This window comes from Pectobacterium brasiliense (assembly GCF_013449685.1).
Taxonomy (GTDB): Bacteria; Pseudomonadota; Gammaproteobacteria; order Enterobacterales; family Enterobacteriaceae; genus Pectobacterium; species Pectobacterium brasiliense_A.
The window spans coordinates 194397-220737 of record NZ_JACDSF010000013.1; the positions used below are offsets into that span (position 1 = coordinate 194397).

General features: G+C 52.9%; 26 protein-coding genes. 22 read left to right on the forward strand and 4 right to left on the reverse strand.

Annotated elements, in window-relative coordinates:
* Positions 1-38: 38 nt before the first annotated feature.
* The 14 genes from H0248_RS06260 to H0248_RS06325 all read left to right on the forward strand — a co-directional run bounded on the left by H0248_RS06260 (position 39) and on the right by H0248_RS06325 (position 14314).
* Positions 39-2018: a glycosyl hydrolase family 28 protein gene (locus H0248_RS06260; RefSeq protein WP_180785170.1), complete on the forward strand. Its 1980-nt coding sequence runs from the start codon at positions 39-41 to the stop codon at positions 2016-2018.
* Positions 2019-2068: 50 nt separating this feature from the next.
* Positions 2069-2932, forward strand: coding sequence for a type II secretion system protein GspC (gene gspC, locus H0248_RS06265; protein ID WP_180785171.1), 864 nt, complete (start codon positions 2069-2071; stop codon positions 2930-2932).
* Between the two features lie 88 nt (positions 2933-3020).
* Complete coding sequence (gene gspD / locus H0248_RS06270) at positions 3021-4973, forward strand: type II secretion system secretin GspD (protein ID WP_161973596.1); 1953 nt, start codon at positions 3021-3023, stop codon at positions 4971-4973.
* Positions 4970-6466: a type II secretion system ATPase GspE gene (gspE, locus tag H0248_RS06275; RefSeq protein WP_180785172.1), complete on the forward strand. Its 1497-nt coding sequence runs from the start codon at positions 4970-4972 to the stop codon at positions 6464-6466. The genes gspD and gspE overlap by 4 nt, the downstream gene beginning before the upstream one ends.
* A 1-nt stretch (position 6467) precedes the next feature.
* Positions 6468-7694, forward strand: coding sequence for a type II secretion system inner membrane protein GspF (gene gspF, locus H0248_RS06280; RefSeq protein ID WP_039284723.1), 1227 nt, complete (start codon positions 6468-6470; stop codon positions 7692-7694).
* Positions 7695-7726: 32 nt separating this feature from the next.
* Positions 7727-8197 carry a type II secretion system major pseudopilin GspG gene (gene gspG / locus H0248_RS06285; protein WP_051906083.1) on the forward strand — a complete coding sequence of 157 codons (471 nt, stop codon included), beginning with the start codon at positions 7727-7729 and terminating at the stop codon, positions 8195-8197.
* A 100-nt stretch (positions 8198-8297) separates the two neighbouring features.
* Entirely contained in the window at positions 8298-8864 is a 567-nt protein-coding gene (gspH, locus tag H0248_RS06290) for a type II secretion system minor pseudopilin GspH (RefSeq protein ID WP_014916098.1), read from the forward strand.
* Positions 8861-9226 (forward strand): type II secretion system minor pseudopilin GspI, encoded by a 366-nt coding sequence (gspI, locus tag H0248_RS06295; RefSeq protein WP_180785173.1) that lies wholly within the window; start codon positions 8861-8863, stop codon positions 9224-9226. The genes gspH and gspI overlap by 4 nt, the downstream gene beginning before the upstream one ends.
* Complete coding sequence (gene gspJ / locus H0248_RS06300; protein WP_071822600.1) at positions 9226-9876, forward strand: type II secretion system minor pseudopilin GspJ; 651 nt, start codon at positions 9226-9228, stop codon at positions 9874-9876. The genes gspI and gspJ overlap by 1 nt, the downstream gene beginning before the upstream one ends.
* A complete protein-coding gene (gene gspK / locus H0248_RS06305; RefSeq protein ID WP_180785174.1) occupies positions 9873-10859 on the forward strand; it encodes a type II secretion system minor pseudopilin GspK in 987 nt (328 codons plus the stop codon). The genes gspJ and gspK overlap by 4 nt, the downstream gene beginning before the upstream one ends.
* Entirely contained in the window at positions 10856-12133 is a 1278-nt protein-coding gene (gene gspL / locus H0248_RS06310; protein ID WP_180785175.1) for a type II secretion system protein GspL, read from the forward strand. The genes gspK and gspL overlap by 4 nt, the downstream gene beginning before the upstream one ends.
* A complete protein-coding gene (gspM, locus tag H0248_RS06315) occupies positions 12130-12624 on the forward strand; it encodes a type II secretion system protein GspM (protein ID WP_180785176.1) in 495 nt (164 codons plus the stop codon). The genes gspL and gspM overlap by 4 nt, the downstream gene beginning before the upstream one ends.
* Complete coding sequence (locus H0248_RS06320; RefSeq protein ID WP_180785177.1) at positions 12614-13360, forward strand: type II secretion system protein N; 747 nt, start codon at positions 12614-12616, stop codon at positions 13358-13360. The genes gspM and H0248_RS06320 overlap by 11 nt, the downstream gene beginning before the upstream one ends.
* Positions 13361-13468: 108 nt before the next feature.
* A complete protein-coding gene (locus tag H0248_RS06325; protein ID WP_180785178.1) occupies positions 13469-14314 on the forward strand; it encodes a prepilin peptidase in 846 nt (281 codons plus the stop codon).
* Between the two features lie 154 nt (positions 14315-14468).
* Here H0248_RS06325 and ypdK read toward each other — a convergent pair whose 3' ends face one another.
* Together ypdK and H0248_RS06335 are read right to left on the reverse strand one after the other, a co-directional pair.
* Entirely contained in the window at positions 14469-14543 is a 75-nt protein-coding gene (gene ypdK, locus H0248_RS22355) for a membrane protein YpdK (protein ID WP_099606229.1), read from the reverse strand.
* Between the two features lie 357 nt (positions 14544-14900).
* Positions 14901-15926, reverse strand: a complete 1026-nt coding sequence (locus tag H0248_RS06335; RefSeq protein WP_180785179.1) for an LLM class flavin-dependent oxidoreductase — start codon at positions 15924-15926, stop codon at positions 14901-14903.
* A gap of 309 nt (positions 15927-16235) precedes the next feature.
* Between H0248_RS06335 and H0248_RS06340 the strand changes: the two genes are divergently transcribed.
* From H0248_RS06340 to H0248_RS06365, 6 genes are all read left to right on the forward strand, one after another.
* Positions 16236-17300, forward strand: coding sequence for an ABC transporter substrate-binding protein (locus tag H0248_RS06340; RefSeq protein ID WP_180785180.1), 1065 nt, complete (start codon positions 16236-16238; stop codon positions 17298-17300).
* Positions 17297-18334, forward strand: coding sequence for a FecCD family ABC transporter permease (locus H0248_RS06345; RefSeq protein WP_180785181.1), 1038 nt, complete (start codon positions 17297-17299; stop codon positions 18332-18334). The genes H0248_RS06340 and H0248_RS06345 overlap by 4 nt, the downstream gene beginning before the upstream one ends.
* A 1-nt stretch (position 18335) precedes the next feature.
* The gene (locus H0248_RS06350; RefSeq protein WP_180785182.1) at positions 18336-19106 is read left to right on the forward strand and encodes an ABC transporter ATP-binding protein; all 771 of its coding nucleotides are present in this window, start codon (positions 18336-18338) and stop codon (positions 19104-19106) included.
* The gene (locus H0248_RS06355) at positions 19103-19855 is read left to right on the forward strand and encodes a molybdate ABC transporter substrate-binding protein (protein WP_180785183.1); all 753 of its coding nucleotides are present in this window, start codon (positions 19103-19105) and stop codon (positions 19853-19855) included. Before H0248_RS06350 ends, H0248_RS06355 begins: the two co-directional genes overlap by 4 nt.
* Before the next feature lie 102 nt (positions 19856-19957).
* Positions 19958-21340 (forward strand): ATP-dependent RNA helicase DbpA, encoded by a 1383-nt coding sequence (gene dbpA, locus H0248_RS06360; RefSeq protein ID WP_180785184.1) that lies wholly within the window; start codon positions 19958-19960, stop codon positions 21338-21340.
* Between the two features lie 60 nt (positions 21341-21400).
* The gene (locus H0248_RS06365; RefSeq protein WP_180785185.1) at positions 21401-21973 is read left to right on the forward strand and encodes an alpha/beta hydrolase; all 573 of its coding nucleotides are present in this window, start codon (positions 21401-21403) and stop codon (positions 21971-21973) included.
* A gap of 104 nt (positions 21974-22077) precedes the next feature.
* Here H0248_RS06365 and H0248_RS06370 read toward each other — a convergent pair whose 3' ends face one another.
* Complete coding sequence (locus H0248_RS06370; protein ID WP_180785186.1) at positions 22078-22617, reverse strand: hypothetical protein; 540 nt, start codon at positions 22615-22617, stop codon at positions 22078-22080.
* A gap of 525 nt (positions 22618-23142) precedes the next feature.
* Here H0248_RS06370 and H0248_RS06375 point away from each other — a divergent pair.
* Together H0248_RS06375 and H0248_RS06380 are read left to right on the forward strand one after the other, a co-directional pair.
* Positions 23143-23409, forward strand: coding sequence for a hypothetical protein (locus H0248_RS06375; RefSeq protein ID WP_180785187.1), 267 nt, complete (start codon positions 23143-23145; stop codon positions 23407-23409).
* 125 nt (positions 23410-23534) lie between these two features.
* Positions 23535-24296: a hypothetical protein gene (locus H0248_RS06380; RefSeq protein ID WP_180785188.1), complete on the forward strand. Its 762-nt coding sequence runs from the start codon at positions 23535-23537 to the stop codon at positions 24294-24296.
* A 169-nt stretch (positions 24297-24465) separates the two neighbouring features.
* Here H0248_RS06380 and H0248_RS06385 read toward each other — a convergent pair.
* A protein-coding gene (locus H0248_RS06385) for an IS3 family transposase (protein WP_374705259.1) occupies positions 24466-25979 on the reverse strand; the annotation gives its coding sequence in 2 pieces (ribosomal slippage) (positions 24466-25529 and positions 25529-25979; 1515 coding nt in all).
* Positions 25980-26341: the final 362 nt, after the last annotated feature.

Genomic DNA, 26341 nt, shown 5'->3' on the forward strand with positions numbered 1-26341 from the left:
ACATCGGGAAAAATAATAGTAAAAATACAGGAAATGCTATGACTGACTTTTTACCTCGTACCCGTCTTACGCTCTGCGCGACATTAGTCCTGAGCGGCCTGATTGCCGGATGCAGCGATAGCGACTCAACGCCGGATGTCGGTGTTGATCGTTCCGCCGCGCCACAAAATCTTAAAGTGCCGACGTTGGCTTATGATGACAGCAGCGTGGTACTAGCCTGGGAAAAACCGACCAAACCTGCCGCTGGCATTAAGGATTACCGCGTCTACATGAATGGAACCTTACTGGGCGGAACCATTGATAACCAGAACACCCATTCGCCGGCCAAGCCATATATCGATAACTTCTACAATTCAATCGATACCGATAACTGGCATGTCCGCGTCAGCTTCCATAATTTCAAGGTGGCTAATCTGTCATCGGAAACGGAATACCGCTTCACGGTGCGTGCGCTTTATGACGACGGCAAAGAATCCGTTGATAGTGAAACCGTCGTGCAGAAAACGACGGCGACGCCAGCTTCACTGAATGTGACCAACTATGGTGCGAAAGGGGATGGCGTAACCAACGACACGGTGGCGATTCAGAAGGCGATTGATGACTGTACGCCAACTGCGTATCCGAAAGGGTGTAAAGTCGTGGTTGACGGTGGAACGTTTAAAACGGGGGCGCTGTTCCTGCATAGCGATATGACGTTTGAAGTCGCGAAAGGCGCTACGTTGCTCGGGTCAGCAAATGGCGACGATTACCCACTTGCCCATGGCTACTATCTCTACCCTTACAGTTCACCTAAGTTGCCGAAGCGCCCACCTTCGCTGATTAACGTACTGGAAGCGGACGATCAGGGCAGCAGCCATGCAGGCACCTTTAAAAATATTCGTATCGTCGGGCAGGGCACGATTGATGGCAACGGCTGGACGCGTGGCATTAAAGCCAGCGATACAAACATTACTGAAATTGATGAGTTAAAGAACGAGTTACCGCTCTATCGTGCAAGTAAAGCGGCCAATGTTGGCAGTGACGGTATTCTGGCAAAAGACCAAACGGCAAAAGCCGTTGCTGAAGGAATGCTACTGGATGAGGCGTACAAAAACCGACGCTCCAGCCTGATGACGTTGCGCGGCGTGAGCAACATGTACCTGGAAGGGTTGACGATTCTGAATCCGGCTTTCCACGGTGTGATGGTGCTTGAATCCGAAAATGTGGCAATGAATGCGCTGGTACACACGACGTATGATGCCAATAATGCGGATGGCATTGAATTCGGCAATAGCCAGAACGTCATGGTATTTAATAACTTTTTTGATACGGGTGATGACAGCGTAAACTTTGCTGCGGGATACGGTGCCGAAGTGGTGACACTGGGGCAAAAAGCGCAGAGCGGTGCCTGGATCTTCAATAACTACTTCCGCCGTGGGCATGGTGCGGTGGTCACGGGTAGCCATACTGGTGCCTGGATTGAAAAAATTGTTGCTGAAGACAACGTAATGAATAAGACGGATGTTGGCCTGCGCATGAAGAGTCGACCCTATTATGGTGGCGGCGCGCGTGACGTGGTATTCCGTAATAACGCGATGCGTGATATTGTCAACGAGCCGTTTGTGTTCACGATTAAATATAAAGCGGACGTGAACGATACCCAGCCTGCCGCTGAGCCTGCACAGTTCCGTGATGTGACCGTTTCCAACGTCACGGTTGATGGTACAGCGAAGAAAAACAGCATCATGGTCGATGGGATGACTGTGGCTGAAATGGCTGATGCGTATAAGTTCTCTTTTGGACGTGATGCCTATCACCAAGGCTTGCATTTTGAGAATGTAAAATTCAAAAATGTAAAAGCGACGGACATTACGTTCCTGAAGAACAGTGAATTTAAAAATGTCATTTTTGAGAATGTACCGGGAGCCTGGAATTTCGGACATATTGACAATATCAGGCTCGAAGACCGTGTAAATAATGATGCCGCGCTGACGACCAGCGGTGATGAAACCATCACCCGGGAAGCCGCAACGGAATAAGGCATTTTCCCCACGCCAATCGGCGTGGGGAGTATTATGGATGATTACCTATGGCACGATTGCAAGCTTTCAAAGATCCGTCTTTTCATTCGTTGGTTGCCACTTTTCGGTCACTGCCAGCTCCACTGATCCGACGTATCGCGTTGGGGCTGATTTTGCTGCTGATTTGTCAGCAGTTGGCCGTATTGACCTGGCGCTTTATCCTACCTGAAGACTCACGCATTGCTGGCGTGTCGGTCGCGCCTGCCCAGGCGAAAGAAAAACCCGCTACGCCGGGTGATTTTACCTTATTCGGCCATGCCCCCGATGCCGATGCGTCTGCGGTTAACAACGCCGCATTATCCGGCGATATTCCGCTAACCTCGTTAAATATCAGCCTGACTGGGGTGTTGGCGAGTGGAGACGCCAAGCGTTCGATTGCCATTATCGCTAAAGATAGTCAGCAATACAGTCGCAACGTCGGCGATGCCATTCCGGGCTATGAAGCCAAAATTGTGACTATCTCTGCCGATCGTGTCGTGCTCCAGTATCAGGGGCGTTACGAGGCGCTGCATTTGTATCAGGAAGAAGCAGCAACTGACGCACCGTCGTCGTCTGGCGCATTTAGTCAGGTGAAAGACGAGATACAAAAAGATCCCTTCTCGGCGCAGGACTACCTGACCATTTCTCCCGTCACGGAAGAAGAAGTACTGAAAGGATATCAGCTAAACCCCGGCAAAAATCCCGATCTTTTCTACCGAGCAGGCTTGCAGGATAACGATCTCGCCGTGTCATTAAACGGCATGGATTTACGCGATGCGGATCAGGCACAGCAGGCGATGGCGCAGCTAGCCGGGATGAGCAAATTTAATTTGACCGTCGAACGTGATGGTCAACAGCAGGATATATATCTGGCACTGGATGGAGACCACTAATTTGTTTAGCAAGGGACAGGGATTTTTTAAGCGTCAGGTTTTTTCGAAGAATAAAAACCAGTGGCTTGGTCATTTACGCCGCAAGGGCATGTTATTGCTCAGCGGGAGCGTTTTGCTGATGGCGTCATCATTGGCGTGGAGCGCCGAATTCTCCGCCAGTTTTAAAGGCACGGATATTCAGGAGTTTATTAATACCGTCAGTAAGAATCTGAATAAGACGGTCATTATCGATCCGTCGGTCAGTGGAACAATTACCGTACGCAGCTATGACATGATGAATGAAGAACAGTATTACCAGTTCTTCCTGAGCGTGCTGGATGTCTATGGATTCACCGTGATTCCGATGGATAACAACGTCCTGAAAATTATTCGCTCGAAGGATGCGAAATCGACGTCTATGCCGCTGGCCACTGATGAACGGCCGGGCATTGGCGATGAAGTGGTGACGCGCGTCGTGCCCGTCAGCAACGTTGCCGCCCGTGATTTGGCACCGCTGCTGCGCCAGTTGAATGACAACGCTGGTGCCGGGAGTGTGGTGCATTACGAACCGTCGAACGTGCTGCTGATGACCGGCCGCGCGGGGGTGATCCAACGGCTGATGACGATTGTCGAACGAGTTGATCAGACGGGCGATCGGAATGTGACCAGCATACCGCTGTCTTACGCTTCCTCAACGGAAGTGGTGAAGATGGTGAATGAGCTGAACAAGATGGATGAAAAATCCGCCTTGCCCGGCATGTTGACTGCCAACGTGGTGGCGGACGAGCGAACCAACTCGGTGCTGGTGCGCGGCGAGCCGAATTCACGCCAGCGCGTGATTGATATGGTCAAGCAGCTCGATCGCCAGCAGGCGGTACAGGGCAACACCAAAGTTATCTATCTCAAATACGCCAAGGCTGCCGATCTGGTCGAAGTGCTCACCGGTGTCGGCGACAGTATCCAAACCGATCAGCAAAATGCGTTGCCCGCGCTGCGTAAAGACATTTCGATTAAGGCACACGAGCAAACCAACTCCCTGATTGTGAATGCCGCACCGGATATCATGCGCGATCTGGAACAGGTGATTGCACAGTTGGATATCCGCCGTCCGCAGGTCTTGGTTGAAGCGATTATCGCGGAAATACAAGATGGTGATGGGATGAACCTGGGCGTGCAGTGGGCCAATAGAAATGCTGGCGTAACGCAATTCACGAATACGGGATTACCAATCACGACCATGGTGGCAGGGGCGGACCAGTTTCGACGTGATGGGACGGTTAGCGCAGCAGCGACAACAGCACTTGGCGGTTTCAACGGGATTGCTGCCGGTTTCTATCAGGGCAACTGGAGCATGCTGCTGACCGCGTTGTCCAGCAACAGCAAGAACGATATTCTGGCAACGCCCAGTATTGTGACGCTGGACAATATGGAAGCGACGTTTAACGTCGGTCAGGAAGTGCCCGTATTGGCGGGTTCGCAGACGACATCCGGCGACAACGTTTTCCAAACGGTGGAACGTAAAACGGTTGGTATCAAACTGAAAGTGAAGCCCCAAATTAACGAAGGTGACTCTGTTCTGCTGGAAATCGAACAGGAAGTCTCCAGCGTGGCAGATTCTGCCTCCAGCAGCAGCTCCAACCTAGGGGCAACATTCAATACGCGTACCGTTAATAACGCGGTGCTGGTCAGCAGCGGCGAAACCGTGGTGGTGGGTGGCTTGCTGGATAAAAGTACCAATGAGTCTGCAAGTAAAGTGCCCCTGTTGGGCGATATTCCCGTGCTGGGGTATTTGTTCCGTTCCAACAGCACAGAAACGAAAAAGCGTAACCTGATGCTGTTTATCCGTCCTTCCATTATTCGCGATCGCAGCCAATACCAGAGCGCCTCCGCCAGTAAGTATCACTCGTTCAGTGCTGAAGAAAATAAACAGCGAAACGTGACTAATGGTGAGGGAGGGCTTCTGGATAACGATTTGCTGCGTCTGCCGGAAGGTGGGAATGCTTATACGTTCCGTCAGGTTCAGTCCTCGATTGTGGCGTTCTATCCGGCGGGCGGGAAATGAGTGACGTTGCCTCCCAGATTATAGAATTACGCCCCATACTGCCTTTTGCCTATGCCCGATCGCAGCAAATTCTGCTGTTGCAGAGGGAAAATGACGCGAGCCTGCAGACGATTTGCGTCGCGCAAACGCCGCCAGCCGCTTTGCTGGAAGCGCGTCGGATTGCGGGCTGTTCGCTCAAGATTGAGCGCGTTACGGATGAAGAATTTGAGCGGCAATTAGTCATTAGCTATCAGCGCGACTCGGAAGAAGCGCGCCGTATGATGGAGGACATCGGTAATGAGATGGACTTCTATACGCTGGTGGAAGAACTGCCAGACAGCGACGATCTGCTTGATGCCGACGACGACGCGCCGATTATCCGCCTCATCAACGCCATGTTGACCGAAGCGATTAAGAATAAAGCGTCGGATATTCATATCGAAACGTATGAGCGCTATTTGCTGATCCGCTTCCGCGTTGACGGCGTACTGCGTGAGATTTTGCGTCCACAGCGTAAGCTGGCGTCGCTGCTGGTGTCGCGTATCAAGGTCATGGCAAAGCTGGATATTGCGGAAAAGCGTATTCCGCAGGATGGACGTATGGCGCTGCGAGTTGGGGGACGAGCGATTGACGTTCGTGTCTCCACGCTGCCGTCGAACTACGGTGAGCGCGTCGTGCTGCGCTTGCTGGATAAAAACAGCGTTAAGCTCGATCTTGAACTGTTGGGCATGTCGGAGCGTAATCGACAATTGCTGGACAGCCTGATCCACCGTCCCCATGGGATTATTCTGGTCACAGGCCCGACAGGATCGGGGAAAAGTACCACGCTTTACGCCGCACTCAGCCGCCTGAATGCGTCAGAACGTAACATCATGACGGTGGAAGATCCCATCGAGTATGAACTGGAAGGCATCGGGCAAACGCAGGTCAATACCAAGGTCGATATGACGTTTGCCCGCGGGCTGCGTGCCATTCTGCGTCAGGATCCGGACGTCGTGCTGGTGGGGGAAATTCGTGATGGTGAAACGGCGCAGATTGCCGTGCAGGCCTCGCTGACCGGCCACCTTGTGTTATCCACACTGCATACCAATAGTGCGCTGGGCGCGCTGTCTCGTTTGCAGGATATGGGCGTCGAACCATTCCTGCTGTCAACCTCTCTGCTGGGCGTACTCGCGCAGCGTCTGGTCAGGACGCTGTGTTCTGACTGTAGTCAACCGCAGCCGGTCGATCCGGTTCAGGCTGAACAGATGGGGATCGCGCCCGGTACGCTGCTGCATAATCCCGTTGGCTGTCCGCAGTGTAGCTTTACCGGTTACCGGGGACGTATCGGTATTCATGAACTGGTGCTGATTAATGACGACGTCCGTGCCGCGATCCACCGCAGTGACGGTGAAATGGCGATTGCGCAGATTCTGGGGGGGAGTCGCACCACTATCCGTCAGGACGGGTTGGATAAGGTATTGGCGGGGCTCACGACCTGGGAAGAAGTGATCCGCGTAACCAAAGAGGAATGATATGGCACAGTACCACTATCAGGCGCTGGATGCGCAGGGGAAAAAATGCCGTGGCGCTCAGGAGGCCGACTCTGCCAGACAGGCGCGCCAGCTATTGCGGGAGCGCGGGCTGGTGCCGCTGTCGGTTGATGAAAACCGAGGCGACCAGCAGAAATCCGGTTCTACAGGATTCTCCCTCCGTCGCAAAATTCGGATCAGCACTTCAGATTTGGCGCTGCTGACTCGTCAGTTGGCCACACTGGTGGCCGCGTCGTTGCCGCTGGAAGAAGCGCTGGATGCGGTGGCGAAACAGAGTGAAAAGCCACAGCTGAGCCAGTTGATGGCGGCGGTGCGTAGTAAGGTCATGGAGGGGCACTCGCTGGCCGATGCGATGAAATGCTTCCCCAGCAGCTTCGAACGGCTGTATTGCGCGATGGTCGCCGCAGGCGAGACGTCCGGTCACCTTGATGCTGTGTTGAACCGATTAGCGGACTACACCGAACAGCGCCAGCAGATGCGCAGCCGCATCCAGCAGGCAATGATTTATCCGTGTGTGTTAACCGTGGTCGCGATTGCCGTGGTCAGCATTTTGCTGTCCGTCGTGGTGCCGAAAGTCGTCGAGCAATTTATTCATATGAAGCAGGCGCTGCCGCTTTCAACCCGCGTATTGATGGGGATGAGCGATGCCGTGCGTACGTTTGGGCCGTGGATGTTGCTGGCATTGCTGGCTGGGTTTATGGCGTTCCGCGTGATGCTGCGGCAGGAAAAGCGGCGCATCAGTTTTCATCGCCGTCTGCTGCATTTACCGCTGATCGGCCGCATAGCGCGTGGCTTAAATACAGCACGCTACGCGCGGACGCTCAGTATTCTTAACGCCAGTGCGGTGCCGCTGTTACAGGCGATGCGCATTAGCGGCGATGTCATGAGTAATGACTATGCCCGCCATCGGCTCTCGCTGGCGACGGATGCGGTACGAGAGGGCGTCAGCCTGCACAAAGCGCTGGAACAGACGGCACTTTTCCCCCCAATGATGCGCCATATGATCGCCAGCGGTGAACGCAGCGGCGAGCTGGACAGCATGCTGGAGCGGGCGGCGGATAATCAGGATCGGGAATTCAGTTCGCAGATGACGCTGGCGCTGGGGCTATTTGAGCCTCTGCTGGTGGTCAGCATGGCGGCGGTGGTGTTGTTTATCGTACTCGCGATTTTACAACCGATTCTGCAACTGAATACGTTAATGAGTTCGTAAGAGAACCAACAATTGAACGAGGAAAAGTAAGGATGCAACAGTCTCAGCGTGGTTGTGGACAAAATAGTTATGGTCAGAGCGGTAATCGTCAGCGTGGTTTTACCCTGTTGGAAATTATGGTGGTCATCGTCATTCTCGGCGTACTGGCGAGTCTGGTGGTGCCCAATCTGATGGGGAATAAGGAAAAGGCGGATCGGCAAAAAGCCGTCAGCGATATTGTCTCTCTGGAAAGCGCACTCGACATGTACAAGCTGGATAACAACCGCTATCCGTCCACAGAGCAGGGGCTGAAGGCGCTGGTAACGAAGCCGACGGTACAGCCGGAACCGCGTAACTACCCAGCCGATGGCTATATTCGCCGCCTGCCACAGGATCCGTGGGGCACGGACTATCAACTGCTGAACCCTGGCCAGCACGGCAAGCTCGATATCTTCTCTCTGGGGCCAGACGGTATGCCGGGAACGGAAGATGACATCGGCAACTGGAATCTTGATAAGAAATAAAGGCATGCGGTGCTCTGCCTGTCTTTATTGATGACGGCTGTGGATGACTGTTGTGGGTAGTTGCTATCAATGGCAGCGGGAAAAGGACGGCAAAAGCGCAATGAAGCGGTCAACGAGGAAGCAGCAGGGGTTCACCCTGCTGGAAATGATGCTGGTCGTGTTACTGGCTGGCATCGCGGCTAGCATGGTGGTCATGGCGTTTCCTCCCGAGCGCAAGAATGACAGCGCCTGGCAGTTGGCTCGTTTTCAGGCGCAGTTAGAATTTGCCGCTGAAAGCAGTCAGGTTAATGAATACATGCTGGGTGTGCGTATCTATCCCGATCGCTGGCAGTTTTATCAACTCCAGCGACCCGCTGCCTCAGAAGGGATACCGATCCCGAGCGGCGATCGCTGGCAGGGCTACAAGTGGCAGCCGTGGCAACCGCATCGGGTGAGTGCATCGGCGACGCTGCCCGAGGCATTACGGCTTGAGCTACTGCAAGCCGACGGGAAAAAAGTGGATAAAACGCAGAGTGGTGACGACCCCGATATCCTGATTTTGCCCGGTGGCGAAATTACGCCTTTCCGTCTGCTCGTTAAATCTGAAAACAAAGCGCTCTCGAATTGGCTCCAGGTGGATAACACCGGACGATTTGTGACGTCGATGAGTCAGGGTAAGAAACGATGAGACGACAGAAAGGGATGACGCTGGTGGAGGTGCTGGTCGCGCTGAGTGTTTTTGCGCTGGCAGGCATTGCTGTTTTGCAAACGACAGCCAGACAGGCAAGCAGCCTGAGCCGGCTGGAAGAGAAGACGTTTGCAGGCTGGGTGGCGGAAAACCAGCAGGTTCAACTGCGACTGGAACAACGCTGGCCGGAAGCATCGTGGGTGAGAGGCGAAACGCAGTTTGCGGGCATGCGCTGGCATTGGCGCTGGCAGGGCGTAGAGACCGGTGATCCTCAGACCAAAGCGCTGGATGTGGAAGTGCGACGTAATAAAGACGCTTTTGCCGTCGATGCTTCCCTGCGCACTTATGTGGTGAAGCAATAATGTTTAGTAAAACAAGGATGTGCAGCCAAACAAGAAGGGTGCAAAGCCCCGCGCGACAGAAACGCCAGCAGGGGTTTACGCTGCTGGAGATGATTCTGGCGATCGCTATTTTTGCGGCGCTGAGCCTCAGCGCGTTTCAGGTGCTGAACGGCGTGATGCGTAATGATGAGATTTCGCAGCGTAAAGCCGAGCGTCTGGCCGAAATACAGCGCGCATTTTCACAAATGGACAACGATTTCTCCCAGATGATCGCACGCGGCAGCAGAGGAAGCACCTCGATGTTTTACGCCGGCCGCGATCAGTTAAAAAGTGATGACTGGGGCGTCAGCTTTATGCGCAATGGGTGGCAGAACCCGTTTGGCATTCTGCCGCGCTCTGAACTTCAGCCTGTGGCCTATCGGCTGCGGGAACACACGCTGGAACGGTTAACGCATGTGACTCCCGACCCGATTGAAGGGCTCGATCCCGGCGTAAAACCGCTTCTCACCGAGGTCGATGGCTTCCGCCTGCGCTTTTTCAGCAATAAAACCTGGCGCGATCGCTGGGACAACACTACACAATTGCCACAAGGGATTGAAGTGGTACTGACCTTAAGGGATTACGGAGAAATGTCGCGTATGTTCTTGATTACCACCGGGCCGGTTAAATGAGGTCGCGTCAGCGCGGCGCGGCACTGCTGGTAGTGCTCCTGATTCTGGCGTTAATGGTGACGATTGCCGCGGTGATTACGGAACGCACGGGTAAAGCGTTCTTGCGCACCGAAAGTCATTTGAGCCGTCAGCAGGCGAAATGGTATGCATTAGGGGCGGAAACGCTAAGCGGGCAGATATTACAGCGCGATGCGCGGAATATGTCGGGGCGCACGTTTGCCGGACAGAACTGGTCGCAGCCGGGGCTGCGTTTCCCCGTGGACGGTGGCGAAATCACTGGCCAGATTACTGATGCGCGTACCTGCTTTAATGTAAATGCGATCAATCAAGGCGTGGATAACGAAAGCACGCTGGTGAAGACGCCTTATCCGGCACAGGTTTTTCGTTTGCTGTTGAAAAATCTGGGTGAGGAAACGGATCGTGCAGAAAAAATTACCGCAGCGGTGCGTGATTGGATTGATGTGGATAACTATCCATCGGCGAACGGCGCAGAGGATGAAGTCTATGCTGCGTTGCCCGTGCCTTATCGTACCGCGAATCAGAGAATGAGTGAAATCAGTGAATTACGCTCAGTGTATGGCATTGATAGCGATCTCTATCGTCGGTTACTGCCCTATGTCTGTGCGCTGCCGGTGGATGCGATGTCCATTAATATCAACACGCTAACCGAATTTGATGCCCCGCTGTTATCTGCCGTGTTCCTGAACGAAATGACGATGTCGCAGGCAAAAGCGCTGGTGCAGCAGCGTCCACTTATGGGGTGGGCGAGTATTGAAGTTCTGCAACAAACTGGATTATTGCCCCCGAATAGTAAAAATACCGCGCAGCGCGTGCTGGCAGTAAAAAGTGAATGGTTCTTTGTAAAACTTCAGGTGCGTGTCGGCGACAGCGATTTTCATCAACGTAGCTTGCTTCATCTGAGTGGACAAAAGGTACAGGTCGTGCAGCGGCAGTATGGAGGATATAGGACGGTGAATCCATGAAAATAGCGGGAAAATGGAAGCGAAAAGCCGCAAAAGCCCCATTAAATCGAGGAACGGTCGTTCGACACCCGTGCCTCATTGTTCGTCTTCCGGTAGAAGAGTTGGGAGAGATCGAATGGCAGGTGCGTTCATCTAATGGGGAAAATTTACTGAGTCAGGGACGCGGCAGTGTCGAACAGGTTCGTCAGGCGCTAGCGGCCTATCCGTCCGTGGCATTTACCCGTGTTCTGGTTCCGGCCACTGACGTGACGTTTTATACCCTGACGCTGCCTCGACAGGCTCGGCGTCAGCTGACGCAGGTCGTGCCGTTTATGCTGGAAGACCAGCTAGCGACGGAAATTGAAAAGCTGCATTTTGCCGTGCTGGAAATTCATGGCGATGACGGCACGGTTGCCGTGGTGGAAAAAAACCGGATGCAGCGCTGGCTGGCACAGTGTGATGCGCTGGGACTCAGCGTCGATACGTTATTGCCTGACGCCCGCGTATTGCCGAAACATCAGGATGGCTGGAGCGCGTTGCAGCATGATGACATGTGGCTGTTTCGCCAGCCTACGGGCCATGCGATGGCGGCGGAGTCCTCCTGGTGCGGCGACCTGCTGAAAGCGTCTATGCCGCTGCCTGCGATATACAGCTACAGTGCCGCATCGGTCGGTGGTGAGCTGGCGCAGTATGAATGGCAGGAAGAGGGCGAATGGAAAGCGCAGCCGGAAACGGATCTCTTCACTCTGGCGGCAACGGCGCACTTACCTGCCTCGGTCGATCTGCGACAAGGCGACTATGCGCCGGAGAAAGCCTGGCAAAACACCCTGCTGCCGTGGCGCGGCGTTGGGATCGCGTTTGCCTGTTACCTTCTGTTGGTTATGGCGGATGCTGGCTGGGCGCATTACCAGCTTTATCAACAGTCTGAACATTGGCGACAGGAAAGCGTGCGCGTCTATCGGCAGATTTTCCCTTCCGAGACGAATGTCGTTAACCCGCGCGCGCAGATGCAGCAGCACCTGCAACGTACGGCAGCCGGAGGCACAGGGAAAGCGCTGCTGGATCAATTGAACCCCTTACAGCAACTCATAACACAGAATAGTGCGATCAAAATTCAGTCGCTGTCTTACGACGGCGCTGCGGGTGAATTCCGGCTGGCGTTGCAGGGCACGTCATATCAGGAACTCGAGCAATTTCAGCAGCAGGCTGCCGCTTATTATCAGGTACAGGCGGGAGAGATGCGGCAGGAAAACGATCGGGTTGAAGGCCGCTTAACGTTAAGGAGCCAGCAATGAATGAATTACGGCAACGCTGGCAGGCGATGAGCCCACGCGAGCGTCAGCTTATGGTCGTGTGCGCGGTGCTGCTTCTGCTCTGTCTGGTGTATTACGCTATTCTCCAGCCTTGGCAGGAGCGGGAAGATCTGTGGGAGCGTACGATTTCCCGCGAGCAGCAGACCGTTAACTGGATGCAGAAACAGGCCTCATCGATTCCGCAGGGCAATCAGGCGCAGGGGGACAATAGTCAGCGCGACGTCAGTCTGCCGATTTTGATTTCACAAAGCACCAAGCGTTACGGGCTCAGCGTTGTACGTTTGCAGCCGCAGGGCAGTCAGGCATCGGTGACGCTGGGGCAGAGTGATTTTAATAGTCTGCTGCGTTGGCTTGGCGAACTGGAACAGAAAAATGGCGTAAAAGTGATGTCGCTGGATGTGAATGCTGTCGAGCAAAGCCCCGGAATGGTGGATGTCACCAGACTGATGCTGGAACGGGCGGATGACGCTTAAATCCGGCATTGGCGCAGGTATCGCTATGGTTCTGGCCTATGGGCTGTTCCTGGCGAACTATGCGCCTGCCCGCTTGCTCACCGCTGTGCCGCTGCCGGCCGGAATGGTGATTGCAGAGGCCGCAGGAACGCTGTGGCAGGGGAACCTGCAACGGTTTAGCTGGCGCACGTTAACGCTGGACGATGTGCACTGGAACATCACCTTCTCGGATTTTATGCCCGCGCTAGAAATAGCGTTTAAAAATCCGGAAGGCATTGCAGGTCGCGGGATCATTCGCGGTTGGCAGCAGCCGCAGTTTTATCAATGGCAGCTTTCTGTGCCAGCGGGTTATTTATTCAGCCATCTGCGTTTTATCGTACCAATCGGCGCAGAAGGAAACGTGCAGCTCAATCTGCAAGAGGCGACGGTAGACCGTTCAGGCTGCCAGTCGCTGGATGCCAATATAACCTGGCCGGGCGCACGAGTGAAAACGCCGCTGGGCGGACTGGTGCTCGCTACGCCTCAGGCCACGTTACGCTGCCAGCAAGGCGCGCTAGAAGCGAACCTGCGGCAGACCTCCTCACATCTGCAATTGTCTGGCAAAGGCAGCGTCACCCCGAAAGGTGAATATCGTTTCACGGGGCGGTTGAGTAGCGGAAATGACTTACCCGCGACGATGAAAAAGCTGCTGGCAACCACCGGTAAAGCCGATGAACAGGGTGCCAGAACGCTGAATTTTCAAGGGCGCTTGCTGTAATAGACATGATCGTTGTAAGAAAAAACGTTCGTTGTCATTGCTGTGTCGTCAATCGCAAAAATAAATTGCTCATTCATACCGTTTCTTTATCAACAATCAGGGACTAACGTGGACGATTTAAGGGAATTTGCACAGCTGTTTCCGGCGTGGTGGTTTGGATCGCTGGGCGTGTTGGGATTGATTGTTGGCAGTTTTTTGAACGTGGTGATTTACCGCTTGCCGATTATGCTGGAGCGTCGCTGGCTGCAGGACATCGAGCTTGAAACGGGCATGGCCGATTCCGATCCTGATACGCGCTACAATCTGTGGTGGCCGCCTTCGTCGTGCCCGCACTGCCAGCAGGCTATTGCGGTGAAGGATAATATCCCGCTATTAAGTTGGTTATGGCTGCGTGGCCGCTCCCGCTGCTGTCATCAACCGGTGTCTGTGCAATATCCGCTGGTGGAAGTCATCACCATGCTGGCTTTTCTGACGGCAGGTTTACTCTGGTTGCCCGGTATGGCGCTGTGGGGGGCGTTGATTCTGCTGTCCTTCCTGTTGGTGCTGACCGTTATTGATATCAAAACGCTGCTGCTGCCGGATGTGCTGACGCTGTCGCTTCTGTGGATGGGGCTGCTGTTTAATCTGTCGGAGACATTTGTCCCATTGATTGATGCCGTAGTCGGCGCGATGGCCGGCTATTTATCTCTATGGCTACTTTATTGGGTATTCAAATACGCAACGGGCAAAGAGGCGCTGGGGTACGGTGATTTTAAGTTGCTGGCTGCTCTGGGTGCCTGGCTGGGCTGGCAGGCATTGCCGAATCTGGTTCTGGTGGCGGCGTTGAGCGGGTTGGTTGTTACTCTCGCCTGGCGTGGATTGCGTAAAGAGGATACAGCTAAACCACTGGCCTTTGGCCCCTGGCTGGCAATGGGCGGGGTGTTTGGCGTGATAATAAACGGATTCAATCTGTAGAGAATGGCAAAGGCAATATCAAATTACCGGCTGAACAATGGTCGGTTGCACATAGATCGGCAGGCATAAAAATAGGCTGAGGGTATAAATACCATCAGCCTTTTTTATCTCTCTGTGCCTTTCAGCGGATAAAGCTTTTCAGGCAAATGACCGGTTATTCTACCATCAGCATAAAGGTACTCACCCAAACGACTAAACAGAATGAGATACCCATAAAGAAATACTTCACCGATTTATTCTCCAGCAGAAACCACGCCAGCAACGATCCCGATTGTGCGTTTTATTATGGAAGGAAATAATTACGCTGCCGGTGATGTCACCGAAGGGTAATCTTTCCCGTTGTCATCACCAGAATCACACCAGTTATGACGGGATCGGCGCTAAATCTACGCCGAGTGAGGGGGGGAATTCAAGGGGTCCAGAAACTATATTTTTTAAATAGCATTAAAAAGCGTTGAACCGTTTTAGAGGCTGGGAAAACAGGGAGGATTTGAGTGAAAATAGCCCTTAAATCTTCCCGATTTTTGACGCTGTTATCGTTGGTTTTACACCTATTGGATGGGCTTGAATGCGTTAGGCTACAGGACTACGCTCGCCACCCCATCGCAGGGGCAACATATTTCAGGATTGATTCGATTACATGCGCATTGTAATCCACGCCCAGCTGATTCGGCACCGTGAGCAATAGCGTATCCGCTTCGGCAATCGCTTCATCCTGTTTTAACTGTTGGATGAGTATGTCCGGCTCGGCGGCATAGCTGCGGCCGAAAATCGCGCGTGTGTTTTCATCCAGAAAACCCACCTTGTCGCTATCGTTACTGCTTCCGCCGAAATAGGCGCGATCGCGGTGATCCATCAATGCAAAAATGCTCCGGCTGACGGAAACGCGTGGCGTGCGCGTGTGTCCAGCCTCAGCCCAAGCGGCTCGATAGGCACGAATTTGCTGTGCCTGCTGGATATGAAAAGGCTCGCCTGTTTCATCATCCTTCAGCGTAGAGCTTTGCAGGTTCATGCCTAGCTTCGCTGTCCAAGCTGCTGTGGCATTTGACCCAGCACCCCACCAGATGCGTTCACGTAACCCATCAGAATAAGGCTCCAGACGCAAAAGGCCGGGTGGATTCGGGAACATAGGCTGCGGATTCGGCTTCGCAAACCCCTCACCACGCAGCACATCCAACAGCACCTCGGTATGACGCCGTGCCATATCCGCTTCCGATTCTCCTTCTGTCGGCTGATAGCTAAAATAGCGCCAGCCATCGATCACCTGTTCTGGCGAGCCACGGCTGATGCCGAGCTGCAAGCGCCCGCCAGAGATCAGATCGGCGGCGCTGGCGTTTTCAGCCATGTAGAGCGGGTTTTCGTAGCGCATATCGATGACACCGGTGCCGATCTCAATGCTTTTGGTTTTTGCCCCAATCGCGGACAGCAGTGGGAAAGGAGAACCTAGCTGGCGGGCAAAATGGTGCACTCTGAAATAGGCACCGTCAGCTCCTAGCTCTTCAGCGGCAACGGCAAGGTCGATAGATTGCAGCAGTGCATCAGCCGCGGAACGTGTACCAGACTGCGGCGACGGGGCCCAGTGGCCGAATGATAAAAAGCCAATCTTCTTCATAGGGGACTTATCCTTATATTCAGACAAATATTTAGCCTATTTGTCCTGCACCGCAAGGGTATATAGATCAGTAATAGAAGCACTCTACGCGATTAATAGTGAGAATAAATATCATTTTTTTAACGTAATAATTCAGTTTATCTGACAAATATTTTGCAGAATAAATCGCCGCTGGTTATTTAGCAGAAAACCCAATCTGGGTTGATCTACCCCCAAATCGGTATCTAAATATTATTATGAGCGAGATCAGTATTTTCTTTGTCGTTATCGCTATATTATTTTATATATAGCGAAAATCAGGATACCAACATGATAAAGAAATGTGGCTACACGCTGTGGGTTGCTGGGCTGTTTTTGGTGTTTTCTAACGCTTGGGCGGCGCGTCAGTTGATCGACCAACTCGGGCGCAATGTCACGATTCCCGACCACGTTAATCGTGTGGTGGTGTTGCAGCATCAAACCTTAAATCTGCTGGTGCAGTTGGATGCACAAGAGAGCGTCGTGGGTGTACTTTCCAGTTGGAAGAAACAGCTGGGCGAGCATTATGTGCGGCTGGCCCCGCGTCTGGCGGATTTGCCAATGCCGGGCGATCTCACGCAGGTCAATATTGAAAGCCTGCTGAAGCTGTCGCCGCAGGTGGTTTTTGTCGCTAACTATGCGCCGCCGGAAATGATTGCGCAGATTGAGCGAACGGGTATTCCCGTTCTGGCGATCTCGCTGCGTCAGGATCAGCCGGGAGAAGCCGACAAAATCAATCCTACGATGGGTGATGAAAACGCGGCATATAACGAAGGGCTTAAGGCAGGGATTCGGCTGATTGGTGATGTGGTTGAGCGTCAGAAACAGGCGGAAGCGCTGATCGACTATACGTTTACGCAGCGGCAAAACGTGAGTGCGCGTCTGGCGTCTATTCCAGAAGAGAAACGAATCCGCGTGTATATGGCTAACCCTGATCTGACAACCTACGGTTCAGGAAAATATACCGGCCTGATGATGTCACACGCAGGGGCGCTGAATGTGGCGGCGGCATCGATAAAAGGCTTCAAACAGGTGTCGATTGAAAATGTGCTGGCCTGGAATCCAGAGGTAATTTTCGTGCAGGATCGCTATCCGGATGTCGTGAAGCAGATCGTTAACGATCCGGCCTGGCAGGCGATTGAGGCGGTGAAACAGCATCGCGTGTATCTGATGCCGGAATACGCCAAGGCCTGGGGTTACCCGATGCCGGAAGCATTAGCGATTGGTGAACTGTGGATGGCGAAAAAGCTGTACCCTGAGCATTTTGCCGATATCGATATGCAAAAAGCCGCCGATGCGTATTACCAACGCTTCTACCGCATGGACTACCGTGCGGACACCTCCGCGGCGCAATGAGTTATCGCACCTACCGGATCACGCTGCTCACGGTGGTGGTATCCACACTGTTGATTGCCGTGTTCTCACTGGGGATAGGGCGTTTTAGCTTATCCCCGTGGCGCATTGTCCAGATCCTTGTCGAGCCGCTGTCTGGCAACGATCTGCTGTTCGGAAAAAAACCGATGCTTGGCGATATCGAACGGCAAGTGGTGTGGAGCGTGCGCCTACCCCGCGTGTTATTAGCCTGGTGTGCGGGCGCGGCGCTGGCGCTGAGTGGGGCCACGCTGCAAGGCGTTTTCCGTAACCCACTGGTCGATCCGCATATCATCGGCGTGTCCGCTGGCGCGGCCTTCGGTGGCACGCTGGCGATTCTATTAAGCTGGACGCCGCTGCTTTTGCTGCTGTCTGCGTTTACGTTCGGCATGCTGGCGCTCTTGCTGATTTTCATGATGGCCGCCGCATTCGGCAAACAGAACGTGCTGATCCTGATTCTGGCAGGCGTCATCTTCAGCGGCTTCTTTGGCGCGCTGGTCAGCCTGATGCAATATCTGGCGGATACCGAAGAGAAATTGCCGAGCATCGTTTTCTGGCTGCTGGGCAGCTTTGCCACCGCACACTGGAACTCGCTGATGATCATGGCGGCGCCGTTAGCCCTTGCGGGCGGACTGCTGCTGCGGCTGCGTTGGCACATCAACGTGCTGTCGATGGGTGAGCAGGACGCGCGTGCGCTGGGTGTTGCCGTACAGCCCTTGCGTTGGCTGATTTTGAGCTTGTGTGCCGCGATAGTCGCCGCGCAGGTGGCGGTCAGCGGCAGTATTGGCTGGATTGGGCTGGTGATTCCCCATGTCGCACGTAGGCTGGTGGGAGCCGATCATCGTCGCCTGCTGCCGGTGTCGCTGTGGCTGGGAGGCGGATTTATGGTGCTGGTGGACGATCTGGCGCGCAATCTCAGTGAAGCGGAAATTCCGCTGGGTATTCTGACGGCGCTACTTGGTGCGCCACTTTTTGCCGTGCTGCTGTATAAAACACAGCGGCAGAGTAGAGGGCGCTAGTATGCCGACCATCAGGCTATCGACGGAAGAACTGGTATATGGCTACCAGCGGGGAAAGGGTTTTTTTTCACCGCTGAATTTGCGCTGTCAGGAAGGGGAAATTACGGCGATTCTGGGGGCGAATGGCAGAGGGAAAACGACGCTGCTGAATACGCTGATGGGGCATTTATCGCCGCTTTCCGGGACGATCCAGCGCGATGGACACATTGGTTTTGTGCCGCAGATATTCACACCGCCGTTTTCTTATAGCGTTCTGGATATGGTACTGATGGGGCGTGCGGCACGTGTTCGGCTGTTTGCCATGCCTTCTGCGCATGACATCACCGTAGCTCAGAATGTGCTGGGGATGCTGGGAATCGCATCCCTTGCCGAGTGTGAATTTAGCACGTTGTCCGGCGGGCAGCGGCAGCTCGTCTTAATCGCGCGTGCGTTAGCCTCGGAGTGTCAGACGCTGATTCTGGACGAGCCGACGGCGGCGCTTGATGTGCAAAATCAGGCGCAGGTGCTGCGGTTATTGACGCATCTGGCTAAAACGCAGCGCTTGAGCATCCTGCTCACTACGCACGATCCCTCGCATGCACTGGCCATTGCCGATCGGGCGCTGCTGCTGATGGATCATCAACACTCTCTTTATGGCCGCTGTAATGAGGTTTTGACGGAGGATAATCTGTCGCAGCTGTATGGTATTCCGATGCGGCAGGTGTGCGTGGAAACCGTGGCACAACCCTATTATGCGCTGATACCGATATTGACCATGACGGAGCCACTATGACCGATCCCCTTCGCCTGTATGCTGCGGGCAGCCTGCGCCTTGCATTTGCTCCGCTGTTGGCGACGTTCAGTGAACGTTATGCGGTGGACGTGATACCGACTTTTGGTCCGGCTGGGCTGCTGAGTGAAAAAATGATGCACGGTGACGCGGTGGATATTTTCGCCTCGGCAAACTGCGCGCACCCTTTACGCTTGAAAGCGCTGGGGCTGGCGGAAGAAACCACCGTATTTACGCGCAACCACCTTTGTATTGTGATGCGTAACGTGCCGGAACTCACCACGCAATCCTGGCTGATGGCGCTCCTTGACCCACGTTTTGTGCTGTCAACTTCGACGCCTGGTAGCGATCCTGGTGGGGATTATGCGTTTGAGCTCTTTGACCGCATCGAACGTCTGCATCGAGGCTGGGGAAATCAGTTGCGCGACAAAGCGAAACCGCTGGTGGGCGGAGCGCTTGATCATGCCATTCCGGCTGGCATGACGGCGGGAAGTTACCTGATTCGGACTGGGAAGAGCGATATGCACATTGGCTATGCGAGCTATCTGCCGTTATTGCTCAATCAACCGGATCTGCATGTAGTTCAGTTACCCGATCCCTATCGTATTGATGCCGAGTACATGCTGGCTGTCATGAAGCCTGCCCGACGTGAGGCGCGGCTGCTGGCGAACTATCTTTTATCACCGGAAGGACAAGGCTTCCTGGTGAATAAAGGATTTGCCTCGCGGTTTTCGTTGCAGAATGGGAGGTAAATCGGTCAACGATGGCGAACTCTGCTATGATTGCGGCATATCTGCGCCGCTTTTTAGCGCGGCGTCACCTTTCGTTATCTCGTCCTTGGTAGAGTAATCACTGTGAGTACAACCTCTTTTTCTTCCCTCGCGCTGCCCGCAGAGCAGTTATCCAATCTTAATGAACTGGGCTATACCGACATGACGCCCGTTCAGGCGGCGACGCTGCCAGCCGTTCTGAGCGGCGCAGACGTGCGGGCCAAGGCGAAAACCGGTAGCGGTAAAACGGCGGCATTCGGTATTGGGCTGCTGGATCGTATTGTCGTGAGCGATTTTACCACGCAGGCGCTGGTGCTGTGCCCGACGCGTGAGCTGGCCGATCAGGTCAGCAAAGAGCTGCGCCGTCTGGCTCGTTTTGCGCAAAATATTAAGATTCTGACACTGTGCGGGGGTCAGCCTATGGGGCAACAGCTCGATTCGCTGGTTCACGCTCCGCATATTGTTGTCGGAACGCCGGGACGTATTCAGGACCATTTGCGTAAGCAGTCGCTGTCTTTGGATAGCCTGAAAGTGCTGGTGCTGGATGAAGCGGATCGCATGCTGGATATGGGCTTCACTGACGCCATTGATGATGTGATTTCCTATACGCCGTCCGATCGCCAAACCCTGTTATTTTCCGCTACGTACCCAGAAGAGATCGAACAGATCAGTGCGCGCGTTCAGCGTCAGCCGCAACGTTTTGAGGTTGCAGATGGTGTTGAAGAGCCAGCTATTGAACAACGTTTCTATGAGACGACGAAAGATCAGCGCCTGCCGTTATTGATTGCCATTTTGGGCCATTATGAGCCTGCGTCCTGCGTGGTGTTCTGTAACACCAAGCGTGACTGCCAGAGCGTATTTGATGCGCTGGACATGCGCGGGATTAGCGTATCCGCGCTGCATGGCGATCTGGAACAGCGCGATCGCGATCAGGTTCTGGTGCGTTTTGCTAACCGCAGTTGCCGTGTGCTAGTGGCAACCGACGTTGCCGCTCGCGGCCTTGATATTAAAGAGCTGGAGCTGGTGGTGAATTTTGAGCTGGCTTTCGACCCTGAAGTCCACGTGCACCGCATTGGCAGAACGGGCCGCGCGGGTACGAAAGGTCTGGCTGTCAGCCTGTGTACACCACAGGAAATGAACCGCGCTAACCTGATTGAAGACTATCTCGGTATGCGCATTAAATGGACATCGGCGGATGAAATTAGTCGCAGTGGCGAAGTTGCGCTCGAACCAGAGATGATGACGCTGTGCATTGATGGTGGCAGAAAAGCCAAAATCCGTCCCGGCGATATCCTCGGGGCGTTAACCGGTGATGCAGGATTAACGGCAGCGGAAGTGGGGAAAATTGATATGTTTCCGATGCATGCTTATGTCGCTATCCGTAAAGCTAGCGCTAAGCGCGCGTTGCAGCAGCTCCAGAAAGGCAAAATCAAAGGAAAAAGCTGCAAGGCCAGGTTGTTAAAGTAATCGGTGGCTGATATACCAGACTGAAGGGGCATGGGTAGCTGACAGGAGTGTTAAGGGCGGATGCAGACAAGAGAAATCGAGCAGCGGCTAACGGAAGTGAGCCAGAAGCTAACGATGGTGCTGGTGCCGGGATTGCGGGACAGCGATGACGAACACTGGCAAAGCCATTGGGAAGGGCGTTTCCCTCATTGGCACCGTATACGCCAGCGGGAATGGTATCAGGCCAATCTGGATCGCTGGGTGTTGGCGATCCGCCGTGAGCTTAGCGTCTGTACTCAGCCCGTGATTCTAATCGGCCACAGCTTTGGCGCGCTGGCTTCCTGTCATGTGGTGCAGCAGGGTCAGGAAGGGATCGCTGGTGTGATGCTGGTGGCACCTGCTGAGCCGATGCGTTTTGAGATTGACGATCGCATTCAGGCTGCACCGCTGCCGGTTCCAACGCTGACATTTGCCAGTCATAACGATCCGCTGATGAGTTTCACTCGCGCCCAATACTGGGCGCATGCGTGGGACAGTGAACTGGTTGATGTCGGTGAGGCGGGGCATATTAATGCAGAAGCGGGGTTTGGTCCCTGGGAATATGGTCTGACAAGATTAGCTGAGTTTTCAGAGAAGCTCATTGATACTCGTTAATCGGCCCGTTTACATCAAGTCGTCATATTACATTATTAAGATAACGTTATATTTTTCTTTAATGCCAGGGCAATGAATAGTGTTGTCTTGGCATCTATTTTTTATTAAGCCAGCTCTTCCTGATCGCCTGAACCATGCAGCATTTCCTGAATCTGCTGATAAACCTCGGCGGCAGACAAATTGCTATATGACGTTTTGCTCTCAAAATGTAATACCTGTTCGCCACCGGAACTATGAAGTGCGCCCATGAGTGCTAGGTCTTCTTGTGTGATGCGCTGCCCAGTAAAGGCATCGAACATTTCAGAATTACCATCTGGGTACTTAACCACGGAAATGAGCTTGCCGTTGTACAAAGGAATACCCGTCATCGCCAGCGAGTATTCGGTAGTGGCTTTCTGTTGTGCCTTAATCTTTTCAGGCGGAGGTGCATCTTTCTCTTCAGCGGCGCGCTTCTTGTGAGAAGACAGCGTGACTTTGGTGCTCTCGTTCGAGCCCGGCATATTTTGAGAGTCGGAGTTTGTTGATGTGTCGGTTTTATTGCTTGGGCTGATAGCGGCAACGACAGTCGGGTTAGCCGCCGCGCCAATCAGAGGCATGGTTGCTGGGGTAGTTGCACTCACGAGTTGAATATCTGGAATCACCACAGTATAACTCCTTTTTATATCTATTTAATGCTGGTAATGGTTTTACCAGTGAGTTACTTCAGTGTGTTAAAACCACAGGCGTTAATACCGCAATCGTTGAAATTGAGGTCACCAACACAAGCAGAATAATTATCTTCCTGGGAAGACGGATCAACCTGCTGGGAATAACTTCCTACTATTCAACAATATGACGTTAACGAAATGGTTCAGTGAGAACACGGTTAATGTAAAACAGTATTTATGCCAAACACTCTTTATGCAAAATACAATTGCATTAAAAAACACTTTATCGTGAAAGGTATCGGCTATTTTTTTTGCTTCATTAATATCCAAAATGCATAAGACTTAATTTTTTGATTACCAATCGTGCGAATTTATGTGACCAAATCTCTCCGTTTTTTAAAAATATAAAACTATCATGGTATTAGCGTGAGTCAGTGATGTCCTTTGCACACGTATGTGCTTACAAGTACGGAGGAACGCGATACACTGTTTTCCCTGTTTTTTCCCCTATAAAGAAGTGCTATGCCCAGTATTAAACTGACGGTTAACTATTTGTATCGGCAATCCGGTGAAATGCGCGAAGCCTCACAGGCAACTGCCCGCGTTTTTGTTGGTGATGAACTCATCGCCACCGAGGTGATTACGGGGATGACGGAAAGCCCAGTCGAGAAGTATTTACACCACTCAGGGCGAGAAGCGCAGGCCGTACGTGTCGAATGGGATTGCGAAGGCACAACAGCCATGACGGTGTCAGAGGTGGAAATCTGTCCCTGCTGCCACCATGATTAGTCTGATACGCTAAGCCGTTTTTGAACGATTTGGCTTCATGATTGACACGCTAAAAACACAACGTGAGTTGCAGAAAAACTAACGCACATCTGGCTTGAAATATGACGGGTAGACAAGGTGAGTGTATGAGAGCAGCAGTATCAACCTTAATAGCCTGTGGACTATGGACGACAGCATGGGGAGTGCAAGCCGGCTGGTATGTCGTGAGTAATTACGAAGGCCACATTGGGCCTTATCCGGTGCATTTTTCATTGCAGAAATACAGTATTGACCAGGATAAGAATCTGCTTGGGAGCTACTTTTACGATAAATACAGAGCGCCGGTCCCTCTGTATGGAAGGTTCTCGGAAACGTCGCTTGAAATCTGCGAAATTCACACCCCGCAAGACTATGATAAATATATCGTTCAGGGCGTTAAGTCCGGCATCGATATGACGCACTGCCCGTTTAAATTGACTGCGGTGGGGGAAGATCTCCACGGTGAATGGTCAAATGGAAAGGCGCGTTATGATGTTAGCCTACGGCGCGTGGCATTCTTTGACGATAGCGAACAGCCTGCCAAAGTCGAAGGGCAGGTCGATATTCCCTTCTGGGGGCAAACGGCGACTCACAGTTTTGTCGGCGTGTATCAAAACAGTGATACCGGCATGGTTGTTGAGGGTATCAAGGCGATTAACAAGAAGAGCGGCAATGTCGATCAACTTCTCCAGCCTGATTTTCAACAATGTCAGTTTGGCTTTTTCATGACTCCGGTTTATATGAATATTGAAAATGGCGGAGATAATCGCAGCATCATGCTGAACTGCTATTCCCACGGAGGAGGCGATATTCTGCTGGAATACCGTTTTGATGCGGTAAGCCAGCGTTATGATGTGGTCGGTGAGTAAAAATTCTAACGAATTAGGATTGTTAGTAATTTTTAACATATAAATACCCTGCATTATTTTGCAGGCTAAATATATTGGTGTTCATTGTTGGAAATAAATGATTTTTATTTCCACTCCTTTCTTGTTAAAAATACGGTAAGTGTCAAGATAGTTGGCACCCCCGGTTAATTTAGGCTGCCTGTTTTTCCCGCTCTGGATTCAGCATTACCTTGCCTACCTGATGCCAGTTTCGTGTCCTTCCCGACCAGCGTTCTGGCCGTTGTGCTTTTGCATTTTGGTACACCTCATCCCGTTTTTTCAACAGCACACCGTCTTCTCCACGATGTCGCTGACCCGGCGTCACATACCTGATGCCGCTATGTCTATGCGTTTCGTTATACCACTGGGCAAAACCCTCTACCCATTCACGCACATCATCCAACTTGCCGAACCCCGATGATGGCCACGTCGGCACATATTTCAGCGTCCGGAACAGCGACTCCACATACGCATTATCGTTACTCACCCTCGGCCGGCTGTGATAGGGCGTTATTGCCAGCTCGTGTAGCTTCAGTTGCAACGTCTGTGATTTCATCGCCGCGCCGTTGTCCGCATGCAGTACCGGCGGGTTTTGCCAGCATCCTTCCCGAAGAACCGTGCGTTGTATCAGCGCTGCCGCCTGCTCACCACTTTCAGTTTCATACACTTCATATCCCACGATTTTTCGGCTGTAGAGGTCTTCCACCAGATACAGGTAAAACCAGCGTCCCTTTACGGTTGACGGAACCCAGGTAATGTCCCATGTCCACACCGCATTCGGCCCGCTGGCCTGCCAACTCGTTGCCGGGGTGACTTTCTGCGCTGTCCGTTGCCGTCCCCGGCGATGCGCCTCTCCATGACGACGCAGTACCCGGTAAAAGGTTGACTCGCTTGCCAGATAAATCCCCTTATCCGCCAACGCCGGTACGATTTGTGACGGAGGGAGACTGGCGTAGTCTGGCTGATGGCATACTGCCAATATCTGTTGCTCTTCTTGCTCACTTAACTGGTTCACCGGGGAGGGCCTGACCGCGCTGACACGCCTGTCCTCCCACGACGTTTGCCAGCGTCGCCACGTCCGTTCACTTAATCCGGCTTCCGTCAGCGCTATTGGCAGCCGGGCCCCTGACGCCATCGCGTCCCGCACGTAACCGATAAGTGCCCGCCGCGCTGTTCCGGGCGTCAGTCGTCCTCGTCGGTTTCCCCGTAAAAATCCCGCAACTGCTTTCGCAGCACCAGTATCGCTGCCGCCTCCGCCAGCGCCTTTTCCTTACGAACCCGTTCGCGTTTTAGTTGCTTAACTTCTTTCTGGCTCTGTTTGAGCGCCGCGTTGTCATTGGACGAAGACACCTGCAAAAAGCCTTGTTTCCACTGCCTAATCTGTTCCGGGTAAAGCCCTTTTTTACGGCAGTATTGCGCGAGTTCTGTTTCGCTGAGTGTGGCGGTTTCGATAATCACAGCCAGCCGGGCTTCGGCTGACCATGGGTCTGTAGTTTTGTCTGCACCCGGCATCGGTATTCCCTCTGCTTTCGCCTTGTTACGCCAGTAATAGAGAGTAGCTTCCGATATCCCTTCCCTCTGCGCAACTGCGGTGACGGCCATGTTGTAGGGTGGTAATAATTTGGCCAGTGCAGCCGATTTACGTTCTGGTGAAATTCGTTTCACGATTTGTTCCCATCTTGTCATTCGTATTTTCGATGGGGTGACAACTACCCTGACAGAGTGGGATCACATGCCTTCTACTGCTGCGGTAGAAATTTTCTTAAGAAGGAAATATCCTCACTTAAAAGAATCTCAGATAAAGACGTTAAGTAAAAATGTTGCGGTATTGATTTTTCCAAAATAAGTTCATCAAAAAATTAGCCAAACATATGGTTGGTGAAATCAACCGCATGTTATAGAAAAAGATTCACAGGATCTACGAGCAGCGCTTGATCGTAATATGGATGCTATTAAATCAGCGTTAAAGGAGGCTGGGGTTACAGATGATGAGATAGAAGCTGGGTAATGCCTCCAATTAGTAGAAC

Excerpts from the sequence above, each read along its gene's own strand:
- H0248_RS06260 (WP_180785170.1), top strand. The coding sequence starts at position 39 with ATGACTGACTTTTTACCTCGTACCCGTCTTACGCTCTGCGCGACATTA.
- gspC (WP_180785171.1), top strand. The coding sequence starts at position 2,069 with ATGGCACGATTGCAAGCTTTCAAAGATCCGTCTTTTCATTCGTTGGTT.
- gspD (WP_161973596.1), top strand. The coding sequence starts at position 3,021 with ATGTTATTGCTCAGCGGGAGCGTTTTGCTGATGGCGTCATCATTGGCG.
- gspE (WP_180785172.1), top strand. The coding sequence starts at position 4,970 with ATGAGTGACGTTGCCTCCCAGATTATAGAATTACGCCCCATACTGCCT.
- gspF (WP_039284723.1), top strand. The coding sequence starts at position 6,468 with ATGGCACAGTACCACTATCAGGCGCTGGATGCGCAGGGGAAAAAATGC.
- gspG (WP_051906083.1), top strand. The coding sequence starts at position 7,727 with ATGCAACAGTCTCAGCGTGGTTGTGGACAAAATAGTTATGGTCAGAGC.
- gspH (WP_014916098.1), top strand. The coding sequence starts at position 8,298 with ATGAAGCGGTCAACGAGGAAGCAGCAGGGGTTCACCCTGCTGGAAATG.
- gspI (WP_180785173.1), top strand. The coding sequence starts at position 8,861 with ATGAGACGACAGAAAGGGATGACGCTGGTGGAGGTGCTGGTCGCGCTG.
- gspJ (WP_071822600.1), top strand. The coding sequence starts at position 9,226 with ATGTTTAGTAAAACAAGGATGTGCAGCCAAACAAGAAGGGTGCAAAGC.
- gspK (WP_180785174.1), top strand. The coding sequence starts at position 9,873 with ATGAGGTCGCGTCAGCGCGGCGCGGCACTGCTGGTAGTGCTCCTGATT.
- gspL (WP_180785175.1), top strand. The coding sequence starts at position 10,856 with ATGAAAATAGCGGGAAAATGGAAGCGAAAAGCCGCAAAAGCCCCATTA.
- gspM (WP_180785176.1), top strand. The coding sequence starts at position 12,130 with ATGAATGAATTACGGCAACGCTGGCAGGCGATGAGCCCACGCGAGCGT.
- H0248_RS06320 (WP_180785177.1), top strand. The coding sequence starts at position 12,614 with ATGACGCTTAAATCCGGCATTGGCGCAGGTATCGCTATGGTTCTGGCC.
- H0248_RS06335 (WP_180785179.1), bottom strand. The coding sequence starts at position 15,926 with ATGAAGAAGATTGGCTTTTTATCATTCGGCCACTGGGCCCCGTCGCCG.
- H0248_RS06340 (WP_180785180.1), top strand. The coding sequence starts at position 16,236 with ATGATAAAGAAATGTGGCTACACGCTGTGGGTTGCTGGGCTGTTTTTG.
- H0248_RS06345 (WP_180785181.1), top strand. The coding sequence starts at position 17,297 with ATGAGTTATCGCACCTACCGGATCACGCTGCTCACGGTGGTGGTATCC.
- H0248_RS06350 (WP_180785182.1), top strand. The coding sequence starts at position 18,336 with ATGCCGACCATCAGGCTATCGACGGAAGAACTGGTATATGGCTACCAG.
- H0248_RS06355 (WP_180785183.1), top strand. The coding sequence starts at position 19,103 with ATGACCGATCCCCTTCGCCTGTATGCTGCGGGCAGCCTGCGCCTTGCA.
- H0248_RS06365 (WP_180785185.1), top strand. The coding sequence starts at position 21,401 with ATGCAGACAAGAGAAATCGAGCAGCGGCTAACGGAAGTGAGCCAGAAG.
- H0248_RS06375 (WP_180785187.1), top strand. The coding sequence starts at position 23,143 with ATGCCCAGTATTAAACTGACGGTTAACTATTTGTATCGGCAATCCGGT.
- H0248_RS06380 (WP_180785188.1), top strand. The coding sequence starts at position 23,535 with ATGAGAGCAGCAGTATCAACCTTAATAGCCTGTGGACTATGGACGACA.